Source organism: Pseudomonas sp. PGPR40, from assembly GCF_022014505.1.
GTDB lineage: Bacteria > Pseudomonadota > Gammaproteobacteria > Pseudomonadales > Pseudomonadaceae > Aquipseudomonas.
On sequence record NZ_JAKLSP010000010.1, the window covers coordinates 105,473 to 121,689 of the forward strand.

Consider the following 16,217-nt stretch of genomic DNA (forward strand, 5'->3'; position numbering starts at 1 on the left):
GGCCCGCATGAGCGACTCCCTTGATCTCAGCCTGGACGGTGTAGAACGCCGGTCACTGGCTGACTTCACCGAAAATGCCTACCTCAACTACTCCATGTACGTGATCATGGACCGTGCCTTGCCGCATATCGGCGACGGCCTGAAACCGGTACAGCGGCGCATCATCTATGCGATGAGCGAGTTGGGGCTGGACGCTGATTCCAAGCACAAGAAGTCGGCGCGTACCGTCGGTGACGTGCTCGGTAAGTTCCACCCGCACGGCGACTCGGCGTGCTACGAAGCCATGGTCCTGATGGCCCAGCCGTTCAGCTACCGCTACACGCTGGTCGACGGCCAGGGTAACTGGGGTGCGCCGGACGATCCGAAGTCTTTCGCGGCCATGCGTTACACCGAAGCGCGGCTGTCGCGTTATTCCGAAGTGCTGCTCAGCGAACTGGGCCAGGGCACCGCGGACTGGGGCCCGAACTTCGACGGTACGCTGGAAGAGCCTTTGGTGTTGCCGGCCCGTTTGCCGAACATTCTGCTCAACGGCACCACCGGTATCGCCGTGGGCATGGCCACTGATGTGCCACCGCATAACCTGCGTGAAGTGGCGACCGCTTGTGTGCGCTTGCTGGATGAGCCGAAAGCCACGGTCGAACAGCTCTGCGAGCACATTCAGGGCCCGGATTACCCGACCGAAGCGGAAATCATCACGCCGCGCGCCGACCTGCTGAAAATCTACGAAACCGGTCGCGGTTCGGTGCGTATGCGCGCCGTGTACCACATCGAAGACGGCGACATCATTGTCACCGCGCTGCCGCACCAGGTTTCGGGTGCCAAGGTGTTGGAACAGATCGCGGCCATGATGCAGGCCAAACCGTCCAAGGCTCCGCAGATCGCTGATCTGCGGGACGAATCCGACCACGAAAACCCATGCCGGATCGTGATCATTCCGGGTGCCCGCAAAAACTTTGACCACGATGCCCTGATGCAACACCTGTTCGCCAGCACCGAGCTGGAGTCGAGTTACCGGGTCAACATCAACATCATCGGTCTGGACGGCAAGCCGCAGCTGAAAAACCTGCGCGCATTGCTGGTCGAGTGGCTGGAGTTCCGGGTCCAGACTGTGCGTCGACGCCTGCAATTCCGACTCGATAAGGTCGAGCGTCGCCTGCACCTGTTGGACGGTTTGTTGATTGCCTACCTCAACCTGGATGAAGTGATCCACATCATCCGTACCGAGGAGCATCCGAAAGCCGCACTGATCGAGCGCTTCGCACTGAGCGAAATCCAGGCCGATTACATCCTCGACACCCGTCTGCGTCAGTTGGCGCGACTGGAAGAAATGAAGCTGCGTGCCGAGCAGGATGAACTGCTCAAGGAACAAGCCAAGCTGCAAGCCCTGCTGGGCAGTGAAGCCAAGTTGAAGAAACTGGTGCGCAGCGAGCTGATCAAGGACGCCGAAACCTATGGCGACGACCGTCGCTCGCCAATCGTCGAGCGCGCCGAAGCCAAGGCTTTGACCGAGCATGATCTGCTGCCGAACGAGAAAGTGACCGTTGTGCTGTCGGAAAAAGGCTGGGTTCGCTCCGCCAAAGGCCACGAGATCGACGCTACAGGGCTTTCCTACAAGGCCGGGGATGGTTTCAAGGCCTTGGCGGCCGGTCGTTCCAACCAGTTTGCGGTGTTTATCGACTCCACCGGTCGCAGCTATTCGGTGGCCGCGCATACGTTGCCATCGGCCCGTGGCCAGGGCGAACCGCTGACCGGCCGTCTGACGCCGCCGCCAGGGGCGAGTTTCGAATGCGTGCTGATGCCGGAAGACGATGCGTTGTACGTGATCGCGTCCGACGCCGGCTACGGTTTCGTGGTCAAGGGTGAAGACCTGCAAGCCAAGAACAAGGCGGGCAAGGCTCTGTTGAGTTTGCCGAACAACGCCAAAGTGATTCTGCCGCGCCCGGTGGCCGATCGTGAGCACAACTGGCTGGCCTCGGTGACCACCGAAGGTCGCCTGCTGATTTTCAAAATCAGCGATCTGCCACAATTAGGTAAAGGTAAAGGCAATAAGATCATCGGAATTTCCGGTGAACGTGTTGCCAGTCGCGAAGAATATGTCACGGACATCGCCGTTTTGCCGGAGGGTGCCACTTTGGTGCTACAGGCTGGAAAACGTACCTTGTCGCTGAAGGCGGATGACCTTGAACACTACAAAGGTGAGCGTGGGCGTCGCGGTAACAAACTGCCACGTGGCTTTCAGAGGGTGGACGCGCTGTTCGTCGAAAACCTCAATTAAGCGTCCTAGAGCGCTCGATCTACGATTTAACGCGTAGATCGGCGCTTTGGCGCTGGAGTCGGAACGCATATTCACGGATGATATGGCCTTTCAAGCGCCGGCGTGGCCGAGCGTTCTTCATATTTTTTGAGTATTTTCACTGTGGTTAGCCTTGTGGCGGCCACCTGGATGGGACGATGACTGCTCTGCGCCTTCCTTTTATTTTGATGCTCGCTGGCGTTCTTGGCCTGGCGGGTTGCAGCACTCACCAGCCGGTGTCGCTGTATCAGCTGGACAGCGGAAGTCCGGTTCAGCCTGCGCAAAGCGCCGGCATGGCGGTATTGCTGGGCCCGGTAACGGTTGCCGACTACCTGCAACGCGAAACCCTGTTGCAGCGTCAGCCCGATGGCAGCCTGCAAGCTTCGGTTGATGGTCGTTGGGCGGGTAGCCTGTCGTCCGACATCGATCAGCTGTTGTTGCGTCAGGTGGCCGGTCATCTGGACAGCCAACGCGTTGTCCTGGCACCGGCAACACTGGGCTTCACGCCGGATGTTCAGGTTCTGCTGACGATCACGCGTCTGGACTCAGGTGCGTTGCAACCGGCGATCCTTGATGCGCAATGGCGCCTGATCGACCGTCGTGGTCAGGTGCGCGATAACCGCATCATTCATCTGCAGGAGCAGCACGCTGGCGGAACTGCGGCTCAGGTTCAGGCTCAGGGTGTGTTGCTGCAGCGTCTGGCCGAGCAGTTGTCCACGGCGCTCAAGCCGCTGGCCAACCAGCCGCCGATTGCCGAAGCGCCACGCAAGCCAGCTGCCAAGCCTGTGGCACCGGCAGCAGCGCCTGAAAAGCAGCCGAAGATTCCGATGGCGTCGCCGATTCGGACCGATATGGAAGTGTTCAGGTTCTAAGTCTGGAATGATTCAAAACCAAAGCCCGCATTGATGCGGGCTTTGTTGTTTCTGCGGAATGAAATCTTCAGTGCGTCTGATGGCCTCTTCGCGAGCAAGCCCGCTCCCACAGTGGATCTTCAGTGAACACACCGTTTGTGGACAGCCGAGATCAATGTGGGAGCGGGCTTGCTCGCGAAGAGGCCGGAACAGGCAACAAAAAGCCCGCAGACAATTACTCGTCTGCGGGCTTCTTTACCGCGAGGGTCAACGCCTACGCCCGGCGTTCGTGCATCCGCGCCAGTTGCCGCTCCAGCATTGACGGATAGGGCTCCATCAAGCGTTCTACGCAGCACGCACCCTCCGGGCTTGCGATCGGCCGGATTCGGGCACGCTGACGAATCAATGCGTCGTCACTGATCTTGCGCTCCACCAACAGCAGGTTGCGGCTATGTTGCGACAGCGCCAGTGCATCCTGAGCGGTTTCAGTCAGCAGTAGGTCGATCTGGCTCAGGCCGAACAACTCGTCACCCAGCGTCAGGCCCAGTTGCAATTGCAGAGTGATGCCGCTGTCAGCGACTTCGATCTGCAACTGATGACCCAGGGCTCGCAGCAACTCACCGCAGCAGATGGCGTTGGTCAGGTAGTCATCGCCGCTGTCTTCGGTGTGGAACAGCATCAGCGTGCTGCCATCGTTCAGAGTGTGCAGTTCGCTCTGGTAAAGCGACGCGGCCTGATCGAGGCAATCGCGATAGCGTTTCAGCAGCTCTTCCAGGCGTGCGCGGGGCAGGCGGCGCAACTGATCTTGCGCGCCCAGTTGCACCGCCAGTACCGCGCTGTGCTGTGGCAGGTTCGATGCCTGCGGCTTTACGACTGGTTTCGGTGCGCTGTCTGTCGAGTCGTCACGCAGATCGGCAAACGGATCTTCGTCGTCCTCATCATCTTCGACGGTGCTGACAATGCGCCGTGGGGCAGGCTTGAGGCCGGCTACAGGCTTGGTTTCGTCGAAGCTTGGATCACGCAGGTTGCGCACTTCGAAGGTCGGTTCGTTATCGTCGGCGTCTTCGTAATCGCTGTCGTCATCTTCAGGCTCCGGCGCAGGCTCGGGTTCGGCTGGCTCTGGCGCGAAATTGGCGTGCAGCTGACGGGCGAGGTCGCCGATCTCATCCTGGCGCTCGGTGGCCGGGGTGTATTCGTCGATATTGCGCAGCCACACCCGCAATTGCAGCAGCGGCGTAGAAATATGCCGACCCAGACGCAGGCTCAAGGCCAGGGAAAGCGCCAGCAGAATGGCGCTCAAAATACCCATGCTTTGCAGGCTGATGGTCATCGGTTGCTGGAATTGATCCATGTCCAGGCTGATGCGCAGTTGCCCGGCGGTCACGTCCTGGAAGGTGATCTTGCTTTGGTAAATGCCCTCGGCTTCGCCCAGCAGGCTGTGCTTGGGCCGCTGGCCGGACTCGGCAAGGATGCGGTTGTCCATGCTGTAGATGGCCGCGTGGGCCACCAGTTTATTCTTGGTCAGGTTGTTGAGCAGCACGTTCAGGCTGAGGATGTCATTGGACACCAACAGCTCCGTGGCCGAGGTCGCGGTCTGGGTGGTCAGGCTTTCGCCAAGGGCATCCGCCTGCTCGTGCATGGCCTGTTTGAACTGCAAACCCATCACACAGGCATAGATCACCAGGGCCAGAGCGACCAGGATCACGTTATGGCTGGCAATGCGCAATGCGATCGGTACGCGGCGATGGCGCAGTGCACGGAAGATCAGCAGAAAGAAGTTATCGGTTTTTACTGGCGTGGGCCGGTTCACTTGAGCTCGGCTCTTTGTCTGTGAAGTTGACGCGCAGTATAGCGACAGGCCATAGGCCGTCAAAGCGCTCGCGGTGCCCGATGGTCACTGAAAATGGGTAGAATGCGGTTTTTTTCCACCTGCGGGGGTGCGCCTTGCGCGAAATCGTCCTGATAAACATCACGGGAGTCGACCGTCCGGGTCTGACTGCGGCCATTACCGGTGTTCTGGCCCAGGGTGGTGTGAACATTCTCGACATCGGTCAGGCGGTGATCCACGACACTTTGTCGTTCGGCATCCTGGTTGAAATTCCCGATACCGAACAAGGTAACTCAGTGCTCAAGGACATCCTGTTCAAAGGCTATGAGCTAGAGCAGCAGGTGCGTTTCACGCCGGTGTCCGAAGAGGATTACCAGTTGTGGGTCGGCAATCAGGGCAAGAAACGCCATATTGTCACCCTGCTGACTCGCAAAGTGACCGCCGAACAATTGCAGCGCGTGAGTTCGATCACCGCCAAATATGGTCTGAACATCGATCATATCGATCGTCTGTCCGGGCGCATGCCGCTGGACACGCCGGCCGACAAGGGCAAGGGCTGCATCGAGTTTTCCGTGCGCGGCGAGGCGGCTGACCCGCAAGCGCTGCGAGCTGAATTTCTCAGTGTCGCTCACGAGCTGAACGTCGATATTGCCTTCCAGGAAGATTCACTGTTCCGTCGTAACCGTCGTCTTGCAGTGTTCGACATGGACTCGACGCTGATCGAAGCCGAAGTCATTGACGAATTGGCGAAAATCGCCGGTGTGGGCGACCAGGTGTCCGCCATCACTGAGCGGGCGATGGCCGGCGAGCTGGATTTTCGCGCCAGCTTCAAGGAGCGCCTGGCCTTGCTGCAAGGGCTGGACATCAGCGTGCTGGAATCCATCGGCGCTTCCCTGCGCTTGACTGAAGGCGCCGAAACCCTGTTTGCCGAACTCAAGCGTCTGGGCTACAAGACCGCGATTCTATCGGGCGGTTTCACCTACTTCGCCAAGCAATTGCAGGCCAAGCTGGGCATCGACTATGTGTTCGCAAACGAACTGGCCGTGGTCGATGGCAAGGTCACTGGCGTGGCGGTCGAGCCGATTGTCGATGCGCAACGCAAGGCGGATTTGCTGCGTGAGCTGGCGCATAAGGAAGGTTTACGTCTGGAGCAGACGATTGCCGTCGGTGACGGTGCGAATGACCTGCCGATGCTGGCGATTGCCGGATTGGGCGTGGCATTCCGCGCCAAGCCGCTGGTCAAGCAATCGGCGAAGCAGGCGATTTCCACCCTTGGGCTGGATGGCGTGCTGTATCTGCTGGGCTTCCGGGATCGCGACGGGCAGCTCTGAGTTTTGTATTGACTGACAGGGCCTCTTCGCGAGCAAGCCCGCTCCCACATTGATCGTGTGATCGACATAGATCCAATGTGGGAGCGGGCATGCTCGCGAAGGGCGCGCCGCGGTTTTACGGACTTACGCTCAAAGCGACTGCCACAACGAATCAAACTCTTCCGCGACCCCGACAACGCCGCTCTTCGCGGCGTTATCGCTTCTGGCCGTCTCAAGCAAACGATAGGCAAACTGATTAAAGCTGTTGGTGCTCGCCACCCGACGCTCCAGCCCGGCACGGCGTTCCTCGCCGTTGGTATTGATCAACACCTTGTTGCCTTCCTGGAACGGCAGGCGCGGCGTGAGCAGGGTGGCCGGAAGGTCGATGGCGCTGATGGCAGGCAGCAACAGCCCGCGCAAGTATTGGCTGTGCTCGTCGTGAGAACGCATCAATTGCACGCCGCAGGGTTCGGCGCAAGGCGCGACTTGCTCGATACCCATCTGTGTGCCGCCGCCCCGCACCTGGCGGATCCAGCGCACCACTGCAATGCTCCAGCCTTGACCGGCAGTGTCTTCGATACCGACCATTTCGCCAGCCTGTAGCTCGGTGGGCACCGCGCCGGGCCAGGCCAGGCAATAGCCGCCAGGGCTGTGATTGATCACCGGTAGTACATAGGTCGGGAAATGCTGCTGGCGGTCGGATGCCTCGTGACTGTCATCGTTTTGAAAGCGCGGGTATTCGATCTCTTCGTAGGGCAGCAGCGTATCTGCGGTGCCATGGGGTGCGGCGTCGAAGGCTTGTCTCCATTGGTCTTTGGCGCGACCTGTCGGATCGGTCGCCGAGAACTGCGCGGGGCGGGCGCCGGGTTTCTTCAAAATGTCGTTGAACGAGCGTTTGCCGCCGAGATAAAAGTGCAGAGCGCTCATGCCCACGCACAGGGTCAACGTACCGTGGCCGACGGTGCGCTGGAAACTGCGCTCGGCGGTCTGCCCCCAGGCGGCATGCAGGTGTTGCAGCGTATCCAGATTCAGCCCCGTCGGAACGGGCAACGGCGATGCCTTGTCGGCCGATTGTTGCAGATGGGTTTCGATGGCCGCGACCAGAGGTTGCGGGTCGATCCCGAGCAAGCTCTCCTGTTGTTCGGCGAGGAATTTGGAGCGATAACGCGGCCCGGTGTCGAGATCCGGAGCGATGGCAAACAACCCGATGTCCGGTTTGGCCGGTTGCAGTTTGATCCAATGGCTCCAGGGTTCGAGCACCTCGGCGAGCCGGGCGATCTGGTTCTGGCGCAGTTGATTGCAGCGTGAAGCCCCCAGCAGGAGGGCGACGACGTAGGTTTGCGCGATGCTCAGGCTTTGCGTCTGACTGGCCAGTTCATCGCGCACGCTCAAATTTTGCAGTTGGAACTGACAGCCAATCCGGTACAGCTGATGTAATTCCAGCCACAGATTTTCGGGCACCGGACAATAGAGTTCAGTGGCGCGGATCAACGCGCCGTTCAGGCAATGGATTGCCCGTTGCAAAGCCAGGGTCAGCAGCGGCGCACGGTCCTTGCTGAAGCGCGGTGCGATGCGGATGACGATTTGCTTGTAGCCGATCGCCATGTGACTCTGCAGCGCCTGGCAAAGGTTGGCAATCTTGCGCGAGCGTTCGTCGAGCACAATGGCCTGATGCAGGAAATGCCGCTCCAGGTGCTTGCAGACGTAATACACCTCGGGCCGCAACAGTTCGAGCAATTGCAGGCGATTGTCGCTGGGTGTGAGCAGTTGATTGAGTTCGCTCAAGCCTTGATACAACTGGCGAGCGGTTTCGCCGATGTTGGCTTTGGGCAGATTGGCGATCCAGCGCTTGAGATCGCGAGGCGTGGCTTCGCAGAAAGTCAGATGTGACTGCGTCGAGATCTGTGCGCGTAGCAGGAGGTGGGGACTGGTCTCATTCATGCCGTGGACAAACTCCAACCGTTAAATGGGCAGTGAATGATCTGACTGTAGCAGCTATGGGTTTTACCGTTTGTCTGTCAGTCGAGTGCCAACCGGGCGTACTACTAATCTGTCACTCGTGCGACCGGATACACAGTCGTATGGCCTGCTGCCTACGCAGGGCAGGTCTCTTTGTAACTTCAAGGAGATGAAGTTTATGTCTAGATATGTAGTGGCAAATCAATGGGGCGGTAGTTCGGCACCCTGGCATCCGGGCGGAGACTGGACGCTAGGCGCGCGGGACAACCAGAACGTTGTCGCGATCGAGATCAAATCGGGCGATGGCGGGAAGAGTTTCACCGGCACCATGACGTATGCGGGTGAAGGTCCCATTGGCTTCAAGGCTCAGCGCACGGGCCAGAACCAATACAACGTTGAAAATCAGTGGGGCGGCAACGATGCCCCGTGGCATCCGGGTGGCAAATGGGTCATCGGAGGTCGGGATAATCAGAACGTTGTGGCGTTGAGCGTGACCTCCAGCGATGGAGGGAAAAACCTCAGTGGCACCAATACCTATGCCGACGAAGGGCCGATCGGCTTCCGTGGACAGATAGAGTAACGGCACCACCGAAATGTCCGACCCCGCGAAGACGTTCGCAGGGGTCGGATCAGAGGATCAGGCGTTTGGCAGGCCGATGCCCTGGCCCATCTGCACTGGCGAAAGGGCGCCGAGCCCTTCAGCCCATTTCACCTGGTCCGGACCAAACAGCACGACCGCTGTAGAGCCGAGTTTGAAGCGACCCAGTTCCGCGCCTTTTTCCAGATGGATCGGCGCACGGGCGGCTTCGTCGTAACGGACGGTTTTCAGCTCGCGTTTTGGCGGCGTGATCAACCCGGCCCAGACAGTTTCAATCGACGCCACAATCATTGCGCCCACCAGTACCACGGCCATCGGCCCGCGCTCGGTATCGAAAATGCACGCCACACGCTCGTTGCGAGCGAACAGCTCCGGAACGTTTTCCGCCGTGGTCTGGTTGACCGAGAAGATCCGGCCGGGGATGTAGACCATCTCGCGCAGAGTGCCGGCCAGCGGCATGTGCACGCGGTGGTAATCCTTGGGTGACAGGTAAATGGTAGCGAAATCGCCACCCATGAATGGCGCGGCGTTGGCTGCGTCACCACCCAGCAGTTCCAGCACGCTGAAGCTGTGGCCCTTGGCCTGGAAAACCCGACCGTGTTCGATCGGGCCGAGTTGGCTGACGGCACCGTCGGCCGGGCTGAGAATCGCGCCAGGGGTTTGGTCCAACGGACGAGCGCCGTCTTTCAAGGCGCGAGTGAAGAACGCATTGAAGTGCTCGTAAGCCGTCAGGTCTTCGACCAGCGCCTGGGACATGTCCACTTGATAACGCTTGGCGAACCAGGCGGTCAAGGCGTTCTTGAACCAGCGCACGCGGCATTCGGCAATGCAGCCGGCCAGTCGCGAGAGCAAGTGGTGCGGTAGCAGGTATTGGCTGAGGATAAACAAACGCTTATTCATTAACTGTCCTTAAAAAACCTTAAATCTCTACGGGCGTGTCGGGATGGTTGCCCCATTCGCCCCAGGAGCCGGCGTAGCCTTTGACTCGCGGATAACCGAGCGACTTGGCCACTAGATACGTGAAGCCAGAACGATGGTGAGTCTGGCAGTGGGTAATGACTTCTTTGTCTTTGCTGATGCCGAGTTGTTTCAGGATCTTCGGCATGTCGGTGCGGATACGCAGGTTGCGCGCCTGATCCATGCCGGCGGTCCATTCGAAATTGACCGCGCCGGGAATATGCCCACCCTTGGCTGCCAGCACTTTCTCGCCGGAGTACTCCAGCGGCCCGCGTGCATCCCAGATTGCCAGGTCAGCGGCACCGAGACGGCTTTGCAGGTATTCGCGAGTGGCGATGGGTTCATCGTGCAGGGTCAGGGCGACCGGGCCGCCGACCGCTGGCGGGATCTGGATCGACATTGGCAAGCCTTCTGCCAGCCAGGCCGGCAGGCCGCCGTCGATATAGTGATACTTGCTGTGGCCGATGACATCCAGCAGCCAGATAAAGCGCCCGGCCCAACCGCCGCCTTCATCGTCATAGACGACATAGACCGCATCGGGGTTATGGCCCAGTTCGCCGAACAATGCTTCAAGCGCGGCTTGGGTCGGCAATAGGCCTGGCGCAGGCGCCTGACCCAGTTGAGTGCGTTTTGGATCGACAAAGCGTGCCCCGGGGATATGCCCTGCGGCATAGCGGGCGCTGCTAGTCAGGTCCACCAGAATCAGTTCGCGGGAGTCGAGACGCGGGAGCAGGTCGCTCGGCTCGATCACCAGCGCCAAGCCAGAGAAGTCAGACATGTGAGGTCTCCAGAGCACAAAGGGGAGGATTGTAGCGCAGCGTCATGTGGGCCTGTTATCAGTTATTTCGGCACAGGAAATAACTGAAAACAGGCCCTAACACCTGTCGTTAAGCGAAATTCCTGTAGGAGCGAGCTTGCTCGCGAAAGCGGTATATCAGGCGACATCAATGTTGACTGTGCTGCCGTCTTCGTCGGAACGCCGCCCGGAGCAAGCTCGCTCCTACATTATCGGTGGCTAAAGCTGTGCAGGGCTTTTTCGATGCACTGCGCGGTTTTGCCGAACGCTTGCACGGTAATTTCCGAGAACGGCCCGCCGCCCTGATCCGCCACCACGATCATGATCACCCGACCGTTGTTGACCAGGGAACGCAGCAGCAGGTGTTCGCCGCTGAATTGCGAACGCAGACTGGCTGGCAACAGGGCCGAGAATTGTGCGTTGTTGGCTGGCGTCAAACGCATCTGGGCCTGCTGCGCGAGCAGGCGCTGCAGCACGGTACTCTGGCTGACCACCAGGTTCAGGCCGGCCACTTCTTTGGGCAACCCGGCAGTCTGGTGCACACGCAAATTAGCGTGCGTGCGGTCGGCCATCAGGATCATCACCCGCCGCATGCCACACGCCACCAGGGCGTCTCGGGCCGATGTGGTCAAGTGCATGGCATTGGTAAAACGGCTCGGCTCCACCAGCAACTCGGCGCATTGTTTACGCCACTTCGCCAGGTCTTCTGCGGTCGGCGCCGGGGCAGGCAACAAACCAGCGTGAACACGGTTCATGCCCGTCGGCCAGATCAGCGCTTCGGCTGGGTGCCAGAGGTCCGGCATGGCGTGTTGGCGGGCACTGTTGGTGGCCTGTTGGTGCAATTGTTGCTGCACCTCATCCATTGGCATTTGCAGGTAAAGGCTGGTCAGGTACTGCCAGCGTTCACAGTGAGGACTGTTCCACGCCTGTTGTGCCGACAATGCCAGCCCGTTGGCCAGCAGCACGGTATTGGCGGGCTGATTGAGCCAGCGGCGCAGCGTCGGATCGTCATCGAGGCGGTTCTGTTGGCGCAGCGGGTGATCGCTGTCACGCGCGATGCGCAAGACTTTCACCAACTCACGTTGTTCATTGAGCAGCAGCCGATAGCCCTGCTGTACCCAGATCGGCAGACGCCAGGTGTCCACCAGCGTCAGACAGATTTCCAGCAGGCGTACGCCGAACAATTGCTTTTCGACTTTGCGCGCCGATTCACCTTTATGGATGACCCGCAGCTCCCACTCTTCAAGCAACTGCGGATGGGTTAACGCCATAGGCCACAGTGGCGAAAGAAACAGCAGGCTGCCCCAGTGGATATCCTGCCACAACCGCGCCAGGCGACCGGCAAAAAAACCATTGGCCTGTTGGGTGGCGTGCTGGCTGATCAACTGAAGCTGGCGTAGCGCGACAGGGATCTGCGATTGGGGTTCGGCGGGCAGGCGCTCGAGCAATTCTTCGGTGCGCTTCAAACCGAGGCGATTGATCGCCACTTCAAGATTTTCAGCGGGCTCGGTCATGCTGCCATGGGTGTGGCGGTTGGCTTCGCGAATCACGCTCAAGGCCAGGGCCGGGCTGTCCTGCATCAGTTCGACGATGTCGCGCAGCGAACTGCGGCTATCGCGGATGGCTTTGCAGACGCGGTCGTGACTGTCTTGCGGAACCGGCAGGCGCACGCTATCGAGCAGTTTGGCCCAGCCTTCGAGCGTGGCCGGTTTTGGCGTGGGGACGTTCATTTCGTTAGCCATGTCTGGGCGCGATCATCGTCTGCTTTACCTGTGCCTGCGTGGGCCAAATGGCTTTTCACCTTAACGGGCTACAGTCTGGCGCAGTTTTGCCGATAAGGAGAAGAAGAGATTTTTTAACTTCCGAATATGACCTTGAACCCGACTCAGTAAGTGCTCTCCTACCTATGGCTAAAATTATCGGCATCATCGTCGTATTCGCGAGCGTGCTCGGCGGATACGTGCTTTCCCACGGCAAGATTGCCGCCCTCATCCAGCCTTTCGAGGTGATGATTATCGGTGGCGCAGCCCTTGGTGCATTCCTGCAGGCCAACCCCGGTCACATGACAATGCACGTGTTCAAGAAGGCTTTGAGCATGTTCAGTTCGCGTTTCAACCACACGTTCTATCTGGAAGTGCTGGGGCTGATTTACGAGATCCTCAACAAGAGCCGGCGCGAAGGCATGATGGCGATCGAAGGCGACATCGAAGATGCCGCTGCGAGCCCGATCTTCGCCAAGTACCCGTCAGTGCTGAAAGATGAACGCATGACTGCGTACATCTGCGATTACCTGCGCATCATGTCTTCCGGCAACATGGCGCCCCATGAGCTTGAAGGCTTGTTCGACATGGAACTGACCAGCCTCAAGGAAGACCTGGATCACCCCTCCCACGCCGTCAACGGCATCGCCGATGCCATGCCGGGTTTCGGTATCGTCGCGGCGGTATTGGGTATCGTGGTGACCATGGCTTCGCTGGGTGAAAGCGACCAGAAAATGATTGGCCTGCACGTAGGTGCGGCTCTGGTAGGTACCTTCTTCGGTATTCTCGCCGCCTACGGTTTCTTTGGCCCGCTGGCCCATGCCCTGGGCCACGATGCCAAGGAAGAACTGAACGTCTACGAAGCCATCAAGGCCTCGTTGGTCGCTTCAGCTTCCGGCATGCCGCCATCGCTGGCGGTGGAATTCGGTCGCAAGGTTCTGTACCCGGCGCACCGTCCGAGCTTCGCTGAGCTGGAACAAGCGGTTCGCGGTCGCTAAGTCATGGAAAATAACCAGCCGATAATCATCAAGCGCGTCAAAAAGTACGCGGGCGGGCATCACGGGGGCTCCTGGAAAATCGCCTTCGCGGACTTCGCGACGGCGATGATGGCGTTCTTCCTGGTGTTGTGGCTGTTGTCCACGGCAACGCCGGAACAGAAGATCGCCATTGCCGGTTACTTCAAGGACCCGGTCGGTTTTACTGAAAGCGGCACGCCGTACATCATCGATCTGGGTGGCTCACCGACCCTGGCGCCGGAGAGCACCCTCAACCCCGAGGTGAAATCCCAACCGCAGCCGGACAAGGTGACGATCGACTCCGAGCAGGTCGAAGGCATGGCCGAGCAGGTCGAGAAAGAGCGCCTGGAGTTGTTGCTGCAAGAGTTGCAGAACAAGGTTGATGAGAATCCGCAGCTGCAAAAGTTCAAGGATCAGATCCTCTTCGAGATCACCCAGGACGGTTTGCGCATCCAGATCATGGACGCTGAAAACCGACCGATGTTCGACTCCGGCAGTGCGCGTCTGAAGCCGTATTTCGAAGACATCCTGCTGGCCATGGCCGACACCATCAAAGCGGTGCCGAACAAGATCAGCATCAGCGGCCACACCGATGCCAAGCCGTACTCAGGTACCGGCGACTTCGGCAACTGGGAACTCTCGGCCAACCGCGCCAATGCGGCTCGTCGTGCATTGATCGCCGGCAGCTATCCGGACGCTCAGGTAGCACGAGTCGTGGGTTACGCCTCGTCAGCGCTGTTCGACCGCGAGAAACCGTTCAACCCGGTCAACCGCCGGATCGACATCGTCGTGCTGACCAAGAAAGCCCAGCGTGCCATCGAAGGTTCGCAAGGTGCAGAACCGGCACCAGCGCCGACGCAAGGGCAGGGTGGTCCGGGCGAAGTGCCCACGCCGCCAATCGATCCGAATGCCTTGCCGGCGGATAAAGAACCGTTGCCGGCTCATGAGCTGCGCGAGCGTTTGAATCTGTTTGATGATCCGGTGCCGAAACCGGCTGCGCCGCCGCCCAGGCAGTGAGCCACAAAAAAGCCGACAGTGATGTCGGCTTTTTTGTGCAGGCTGCTGATCATTTTCGTTGCGTCACGAAAATGATCAAGACTGCTTAGTAGCTGCTTTCCGGCAAACTGGCGATGATCGAGCGATAGCTATTCATCCGTTGCTGCTGCACGCGGCCCTCTTCCAGGGCCTTGAGCAGAGCGCAGCCCGGCTCGCGGTCGTGCTTGCAGTCGCGGAAACGGCAAGTGCCGATCAGGTCGTTGAATTCGATGAAGCCGGCTTCGACGTCGGCACGGCTGACGTGACCCAGGCCGAATTCCCGAATACCCGGGGAGTCGATCAACTCACCGCCACCGGGGAAGTGGAACAACCGCGCGGTGGTGGTGGTGTGGGTGCCCTGGCCCGACAGCTCGGACAACGGACCGACGCGAGTATCAACTTCCGGCAGCAGGCTGTTGACCAGCGATGACTTGCCGACACCGGACTGACCGACGAATACGCTGATGTGTCCGTCCAGCTGTTTCTGCAACTGCTCCATGCCGTTGCCGTGGTGGGCCGACACTTCCAGTACCGGGTAACCCAGCGTGCGGTAAACCGCCAGCAAGGCATTCAGTGCCGGGGCGTTCTGCTCATCGATCAGATCGAATTTGTTCAGCAGCAGCAAAGGCCGAATACCCGCGTGTTCCGCAGCGACCAGATAACGGTCGATCAGGTTGGCGTGAGGCTCGGGCAGCGGGGCGAAGACGATAACGATCAAGTCGACGTTGGCCGCCACCGGCTTGAGCTGGCCACGGCTGTCCGGACGGCAGAGCTCGGTCTTGCGCGGCAGTTGCGCCACGATCACGCCGATGCCCTGATTACCGGCACGCCAGACAACCTGATCGCCGGTCACCAGCGCTGGCAGGTTGGCACGCAAGTGGCAGCGGAATACCTGGCCGGCCAATTCGCCATCGAGGGCTTCGACTTCGACCTGCACACCGAAGTGCGCGATCACCAGGCCCGTCTGTTCCGGGCCCAGGTCGCCGCCTTCGAGTGCCTCGACAGCCGAGGACTCGCGTTTGGCGGCGCGGGCAGCGCGCTCGCCCTGAATCTTTTCGATGCGCCAGTTTTGACGACGATTGAGTTGGCGTTTGGCCATGGGTGTTCCGTATCGAGAATGCAGCGATTAGGTAAAACGGCCGCGAGTTTAGCACGCCCGGCCACCAGCCTAGGCTAAACTGCGCACCTACTCCGAGGAGCCGACTCATGCAAAACCCGCAGAATCTGATCTGGATCGACCTGGAAATGACCGGGCTGAACCCGGATACCGACGTCATCATCGAGATGGCCACCATCGTCACCGACAGTAATTTGAACACCTTGGCCGAAGGTCCGGTGATCGCCATCCACCATAGCGACGAGATACTCGCCGGCATGGACGAGTGGAATACCCGTCAGCACGGCGGCTCCGGGCTGACTCAACGGGTTCGCGACAGCCGTATCAGCATGGCCGAAGCAGAAGCCGAGACCATCGCCTTTCTGGAGAAATGGGTGCCGAAAGGCAAGTCGCCGATCTGTGGCAACAGCATCTGCCAGGACCGTCGCTTCCTTTATACCCACATGAAGGCGCTGGAAAGCTACTTCCACTATCGCAACCTCGACGTGTCGACCCTCAAAGAGTTGGCCGCACGCTGGGCGCCAGACGTACTCGGCAGCTTCAAAAAGGGCAGTACCCACCTGGCCCTGGACGACATCCGCGAATCGATCGCCGAGCTGCAGCACTACCGCAAGAACTTCATCAAATTCTGATGGGGTGGTGCCTGATCTGACGCCTTCGCGGGCAAGCCTCGCTCCTACGGTGGTTCGCGATGCTT

Annotated in this window: 13 protein-coding genes; 7 read left to right on the top strand and 6 right to left on the bottom strand. The window is 59.6% G+C overall.

Features of this window, described 5'->3' with window-relative positions; translation table 11 throughout:
- Positions 1-7: 7 nt before the first annotated feature.
- Positions 8-2,275, top strand: a complete 2,268-nt coding sequence (gene parC, locus MEB48_RS11080) for a DNA topoisomerase IV subunit A (RefSeq protein WP_237884297.1) — start codon at positions 8-10, stop codon at positions 2,273-2,275.
- 176 nt (positions 2,276-2,451) lie between these two features.
- The gene (locus MEB48_RS11085; RefSeq protein ID WP_237884298.1) at positions 2,452-3,165 is read left to right on the top strand and encodes a PqiC family protein; all 714 of its coding nucleotides are present in this window, start codon (positions 2,452-2,454) and stop codon (positions 3,163-3,165) included.
- 253 nt (positions 3,166-3,418) lie between these two features.
- On the opposite strand, the gene MEB48_RS11090 is transcribed toward MEB48_RS11085, so the two are convergent.
- Positions 3,419-4,954 carry an AhpA/YtjB family protein gene (locus MEB48_RS11090; RefSeq protein ID WP_237884299.1) on the bottom strand — a complete coding sequence of 512 codons (1,536 nt, stop codon included), beginning with the start codon at positions 4,952-4,954 and terminating at the stop codon, positions 3,419-3,421.
- Positions 4,955-5,088: 134 nt separating this feature from the next.
- On the opposite strand from MEB48_RS11090, the gene serB reads away from it, so the two are divergent.
- Positions 5,089-6,303, top strand: coding sequence for a phosphoserine phosphatase SerB (gene serB, locus MEB48_RS11095; protein WP_237884300.1), 1,215 nt, complete (start codon positions 5,089-5,091; stop codon positions 6,301-6,303).
- Positions 6,304-6,432: 129 nt separating this feature from the next.
- Here the strand turns inward: serB and MEB48_RS11100 are convergent, their stop codons facing one another.
- Entirely contained in the window at positions 6,433-8,223 is a 1,791-nt protein-coding gene (locus tag MEB48_RS11100; RefSeq protein ID WP_237884301.1) for a molecular chaperone, read from the bottom strand.
- Between the two features lie 196 nt (positions 8,224-8,419).
- On the opposite strand from MEB48_RS11100, the gene MEB48_RS11105 reads away from it, so the two are divergent.
- A complete protein-coding gene (locus MEB48_RS11105; RefSeq protein WP_095053017.1) occupies positions 8,420-8,821 on the top strand; it encodes a lectin OAA family protein in 402 nt (133 codons plus the stop codon).
- A 57-nt stretch (positions 8,822-8,878) separates the two neighbouring features.
- On the opposite strand, the gene asd is transcribed toward MEB48_RS11105, so the two are convergent.
- From asd to MEB48_RS11120, 3 genes are all read right to left on the bottom strand, one after another.
- Positions 8,879-9,739, bottom strand: coding sequence for an archaetidylserine decarboxylase (gene asd / locus MEB48_RS11110; RefSeq protein ID WP_237884302.1), 861 nt, complete (start codon positions 9,737-9,739; stop codon positions 8,879-8,881).
- 19 nt (positions 9,740-9,758) lie between these two features.
- Positions 9,759-10,574 (bottom strand): rhodanese-like domain-containing protein, encoded by an 816-nt coding sequence (locus MEB48_RS11115; RefSeq protein WP_237884303.1) that lies wholly within the window; start codon positions 10,572-10,574, stop codon positions 9,759-9,761.
- Positions 10,575-10,801: 227 nt separating this feature from the next.
- Complete coding sequence (locus MEB48_RS11120) at positions 10,802-12,334, bottom strand: HDOD domain-containing protein (protein WP_237884304.1); 1,533 nt, start codon at positions 12,332-12,334, stop codon at positions 10,802-10,804.
- Positions 12,335-12,498: 164 nt separating this feature from the next.
- Here MEB48_RS11120 and motA point away from each other — a divergent pair, with 164 nt between their 5' ends.
- Together motA and motB are read left to right on the top strand one after the other, a co-directional pair.
- Entirely contained in the window at positions 12,499-13,350 is an 852-nt protein-coding gene (motA, locus tag MEB48_RS11125) for a flagellar motor stator protein MotA (RefSeq protein WP_095052878.1), read from the top strand.
- Between the two features lie 3 nt (positions 13,351-13,353).
- Positions 13,354-14,385: a flagellar motor protein MotB gene (gene motB, locus MEB48_RS11130; RefSeq protein ID WP_237884305.1), complete on the top strand. Its 1,032-nt coding sequence runs from the start codon at positions 13,354-13,356 to the stop codon at positions 14,383-14,385.
- An 85-nt stretch (positions 14,386-14,470) separates the two neighbouring features.
- Here motB and rsgA read toward each other — a convergent pair whose 3' ends face one another.
- Positions 14,471-15,502 (bottom strand): small ribosomal subunit biogenesis GTPase RsgA, encoded by a 1,032-nt coding sequence (gene rsgA, locus MEB48_RS11135; protein ID WP_007902636.1) that lies wholly within the window; start codon positions 15,500-15,502, stop codon positions 14,471-14,473.
- A 107-nt stretch (positions 15,503-15,609) separates the two neighbouring features.
- On the opposite strand from rsgA, the gene orn reads away from it, so the two are divergent.
- A complete protein-coding gene (gene orn, locus MEB48_RS11140) occupies positions 15,610-16,152 on the top strand; it encodes an oligoribonuclease (protein WP_237884306.1) in 543 nt (180 codons plus the stop codon).
- Positions 16,153-16,217 lie beyond the last annotated feature (65 nt).

Coding starts and splice junctions, on each gene's coding strand:
- rsgA (WP_007902636.1), bottom strand. CDS start 15,502: ATGGCCAAACGCCAACTCAATCGTCGTCAAAACTGGCGCATCGAAAAG.
- MEB48_RS11085 (WP_237884298.1), top strand. CDS start 2,452: ATGACTGCTCTGCGCCTTCCTTTTATTTTGATGCTCGCTGGCGTTCTT.
- MEB48_RS11115 (WP_237884303.1), bottom strand. CDS start 10,574: ATGTCTGACTTCTCTGGCTTGGCGCTGGTGATCGAGCCGAGCGACCTG.
- motB (WP_237884305.1), top strand. CDS start 13,354: ATGGAAAATAACCAGCCGATAATCATCAAGCGCGTCAAAAAGTACGCG.
- motA (WP_095052878.1), top strand. CDS start 12,499: ATGGCTAAAATTATCGGCATCATCGTCGTATTCGCGAGCGTGCTCGGC.
- MEB48_RS11100 (WP_237884301.1), bottom strand. CDS start 8,223: ATGAATGAGACCAGTCCCCACCTCCTGCTACGCGCACAGATCTCGACG.
- asd (WP_237884302.1), bottom strand. CDS start 9,739: ATGAATAAGCGTTTGTTTATCCTCAGCCAATACCTGCTACCGCACCAC.
- MEB48_RS11120 (WP_237884304.1), bottom strand. CDS start 12,334: ATGGCTAACGAAATGAACGTCCCCACGCCAAAACCGGCCACGCTCGAA.
- MEB48_RS11105 (WP_095053017.1), top strand. CDS start 8,420: ATGTCTAGATATGTAGTGGCAAATCAATGGGGCGGTAGTTCGGCACCC.
- parC (WP_237884297.1), top strand. CDS start 8: ATGAGCGACTCCCTTGATCTCAGCCTGGACGGTGTAGAACGCCGGTCA.
- orn (WP_237884306.1), top strand. CDS start 15,610: ATGCAAAACCCGCAGAATCTGATCTGGATCGACCTGGAAATGACCGGG.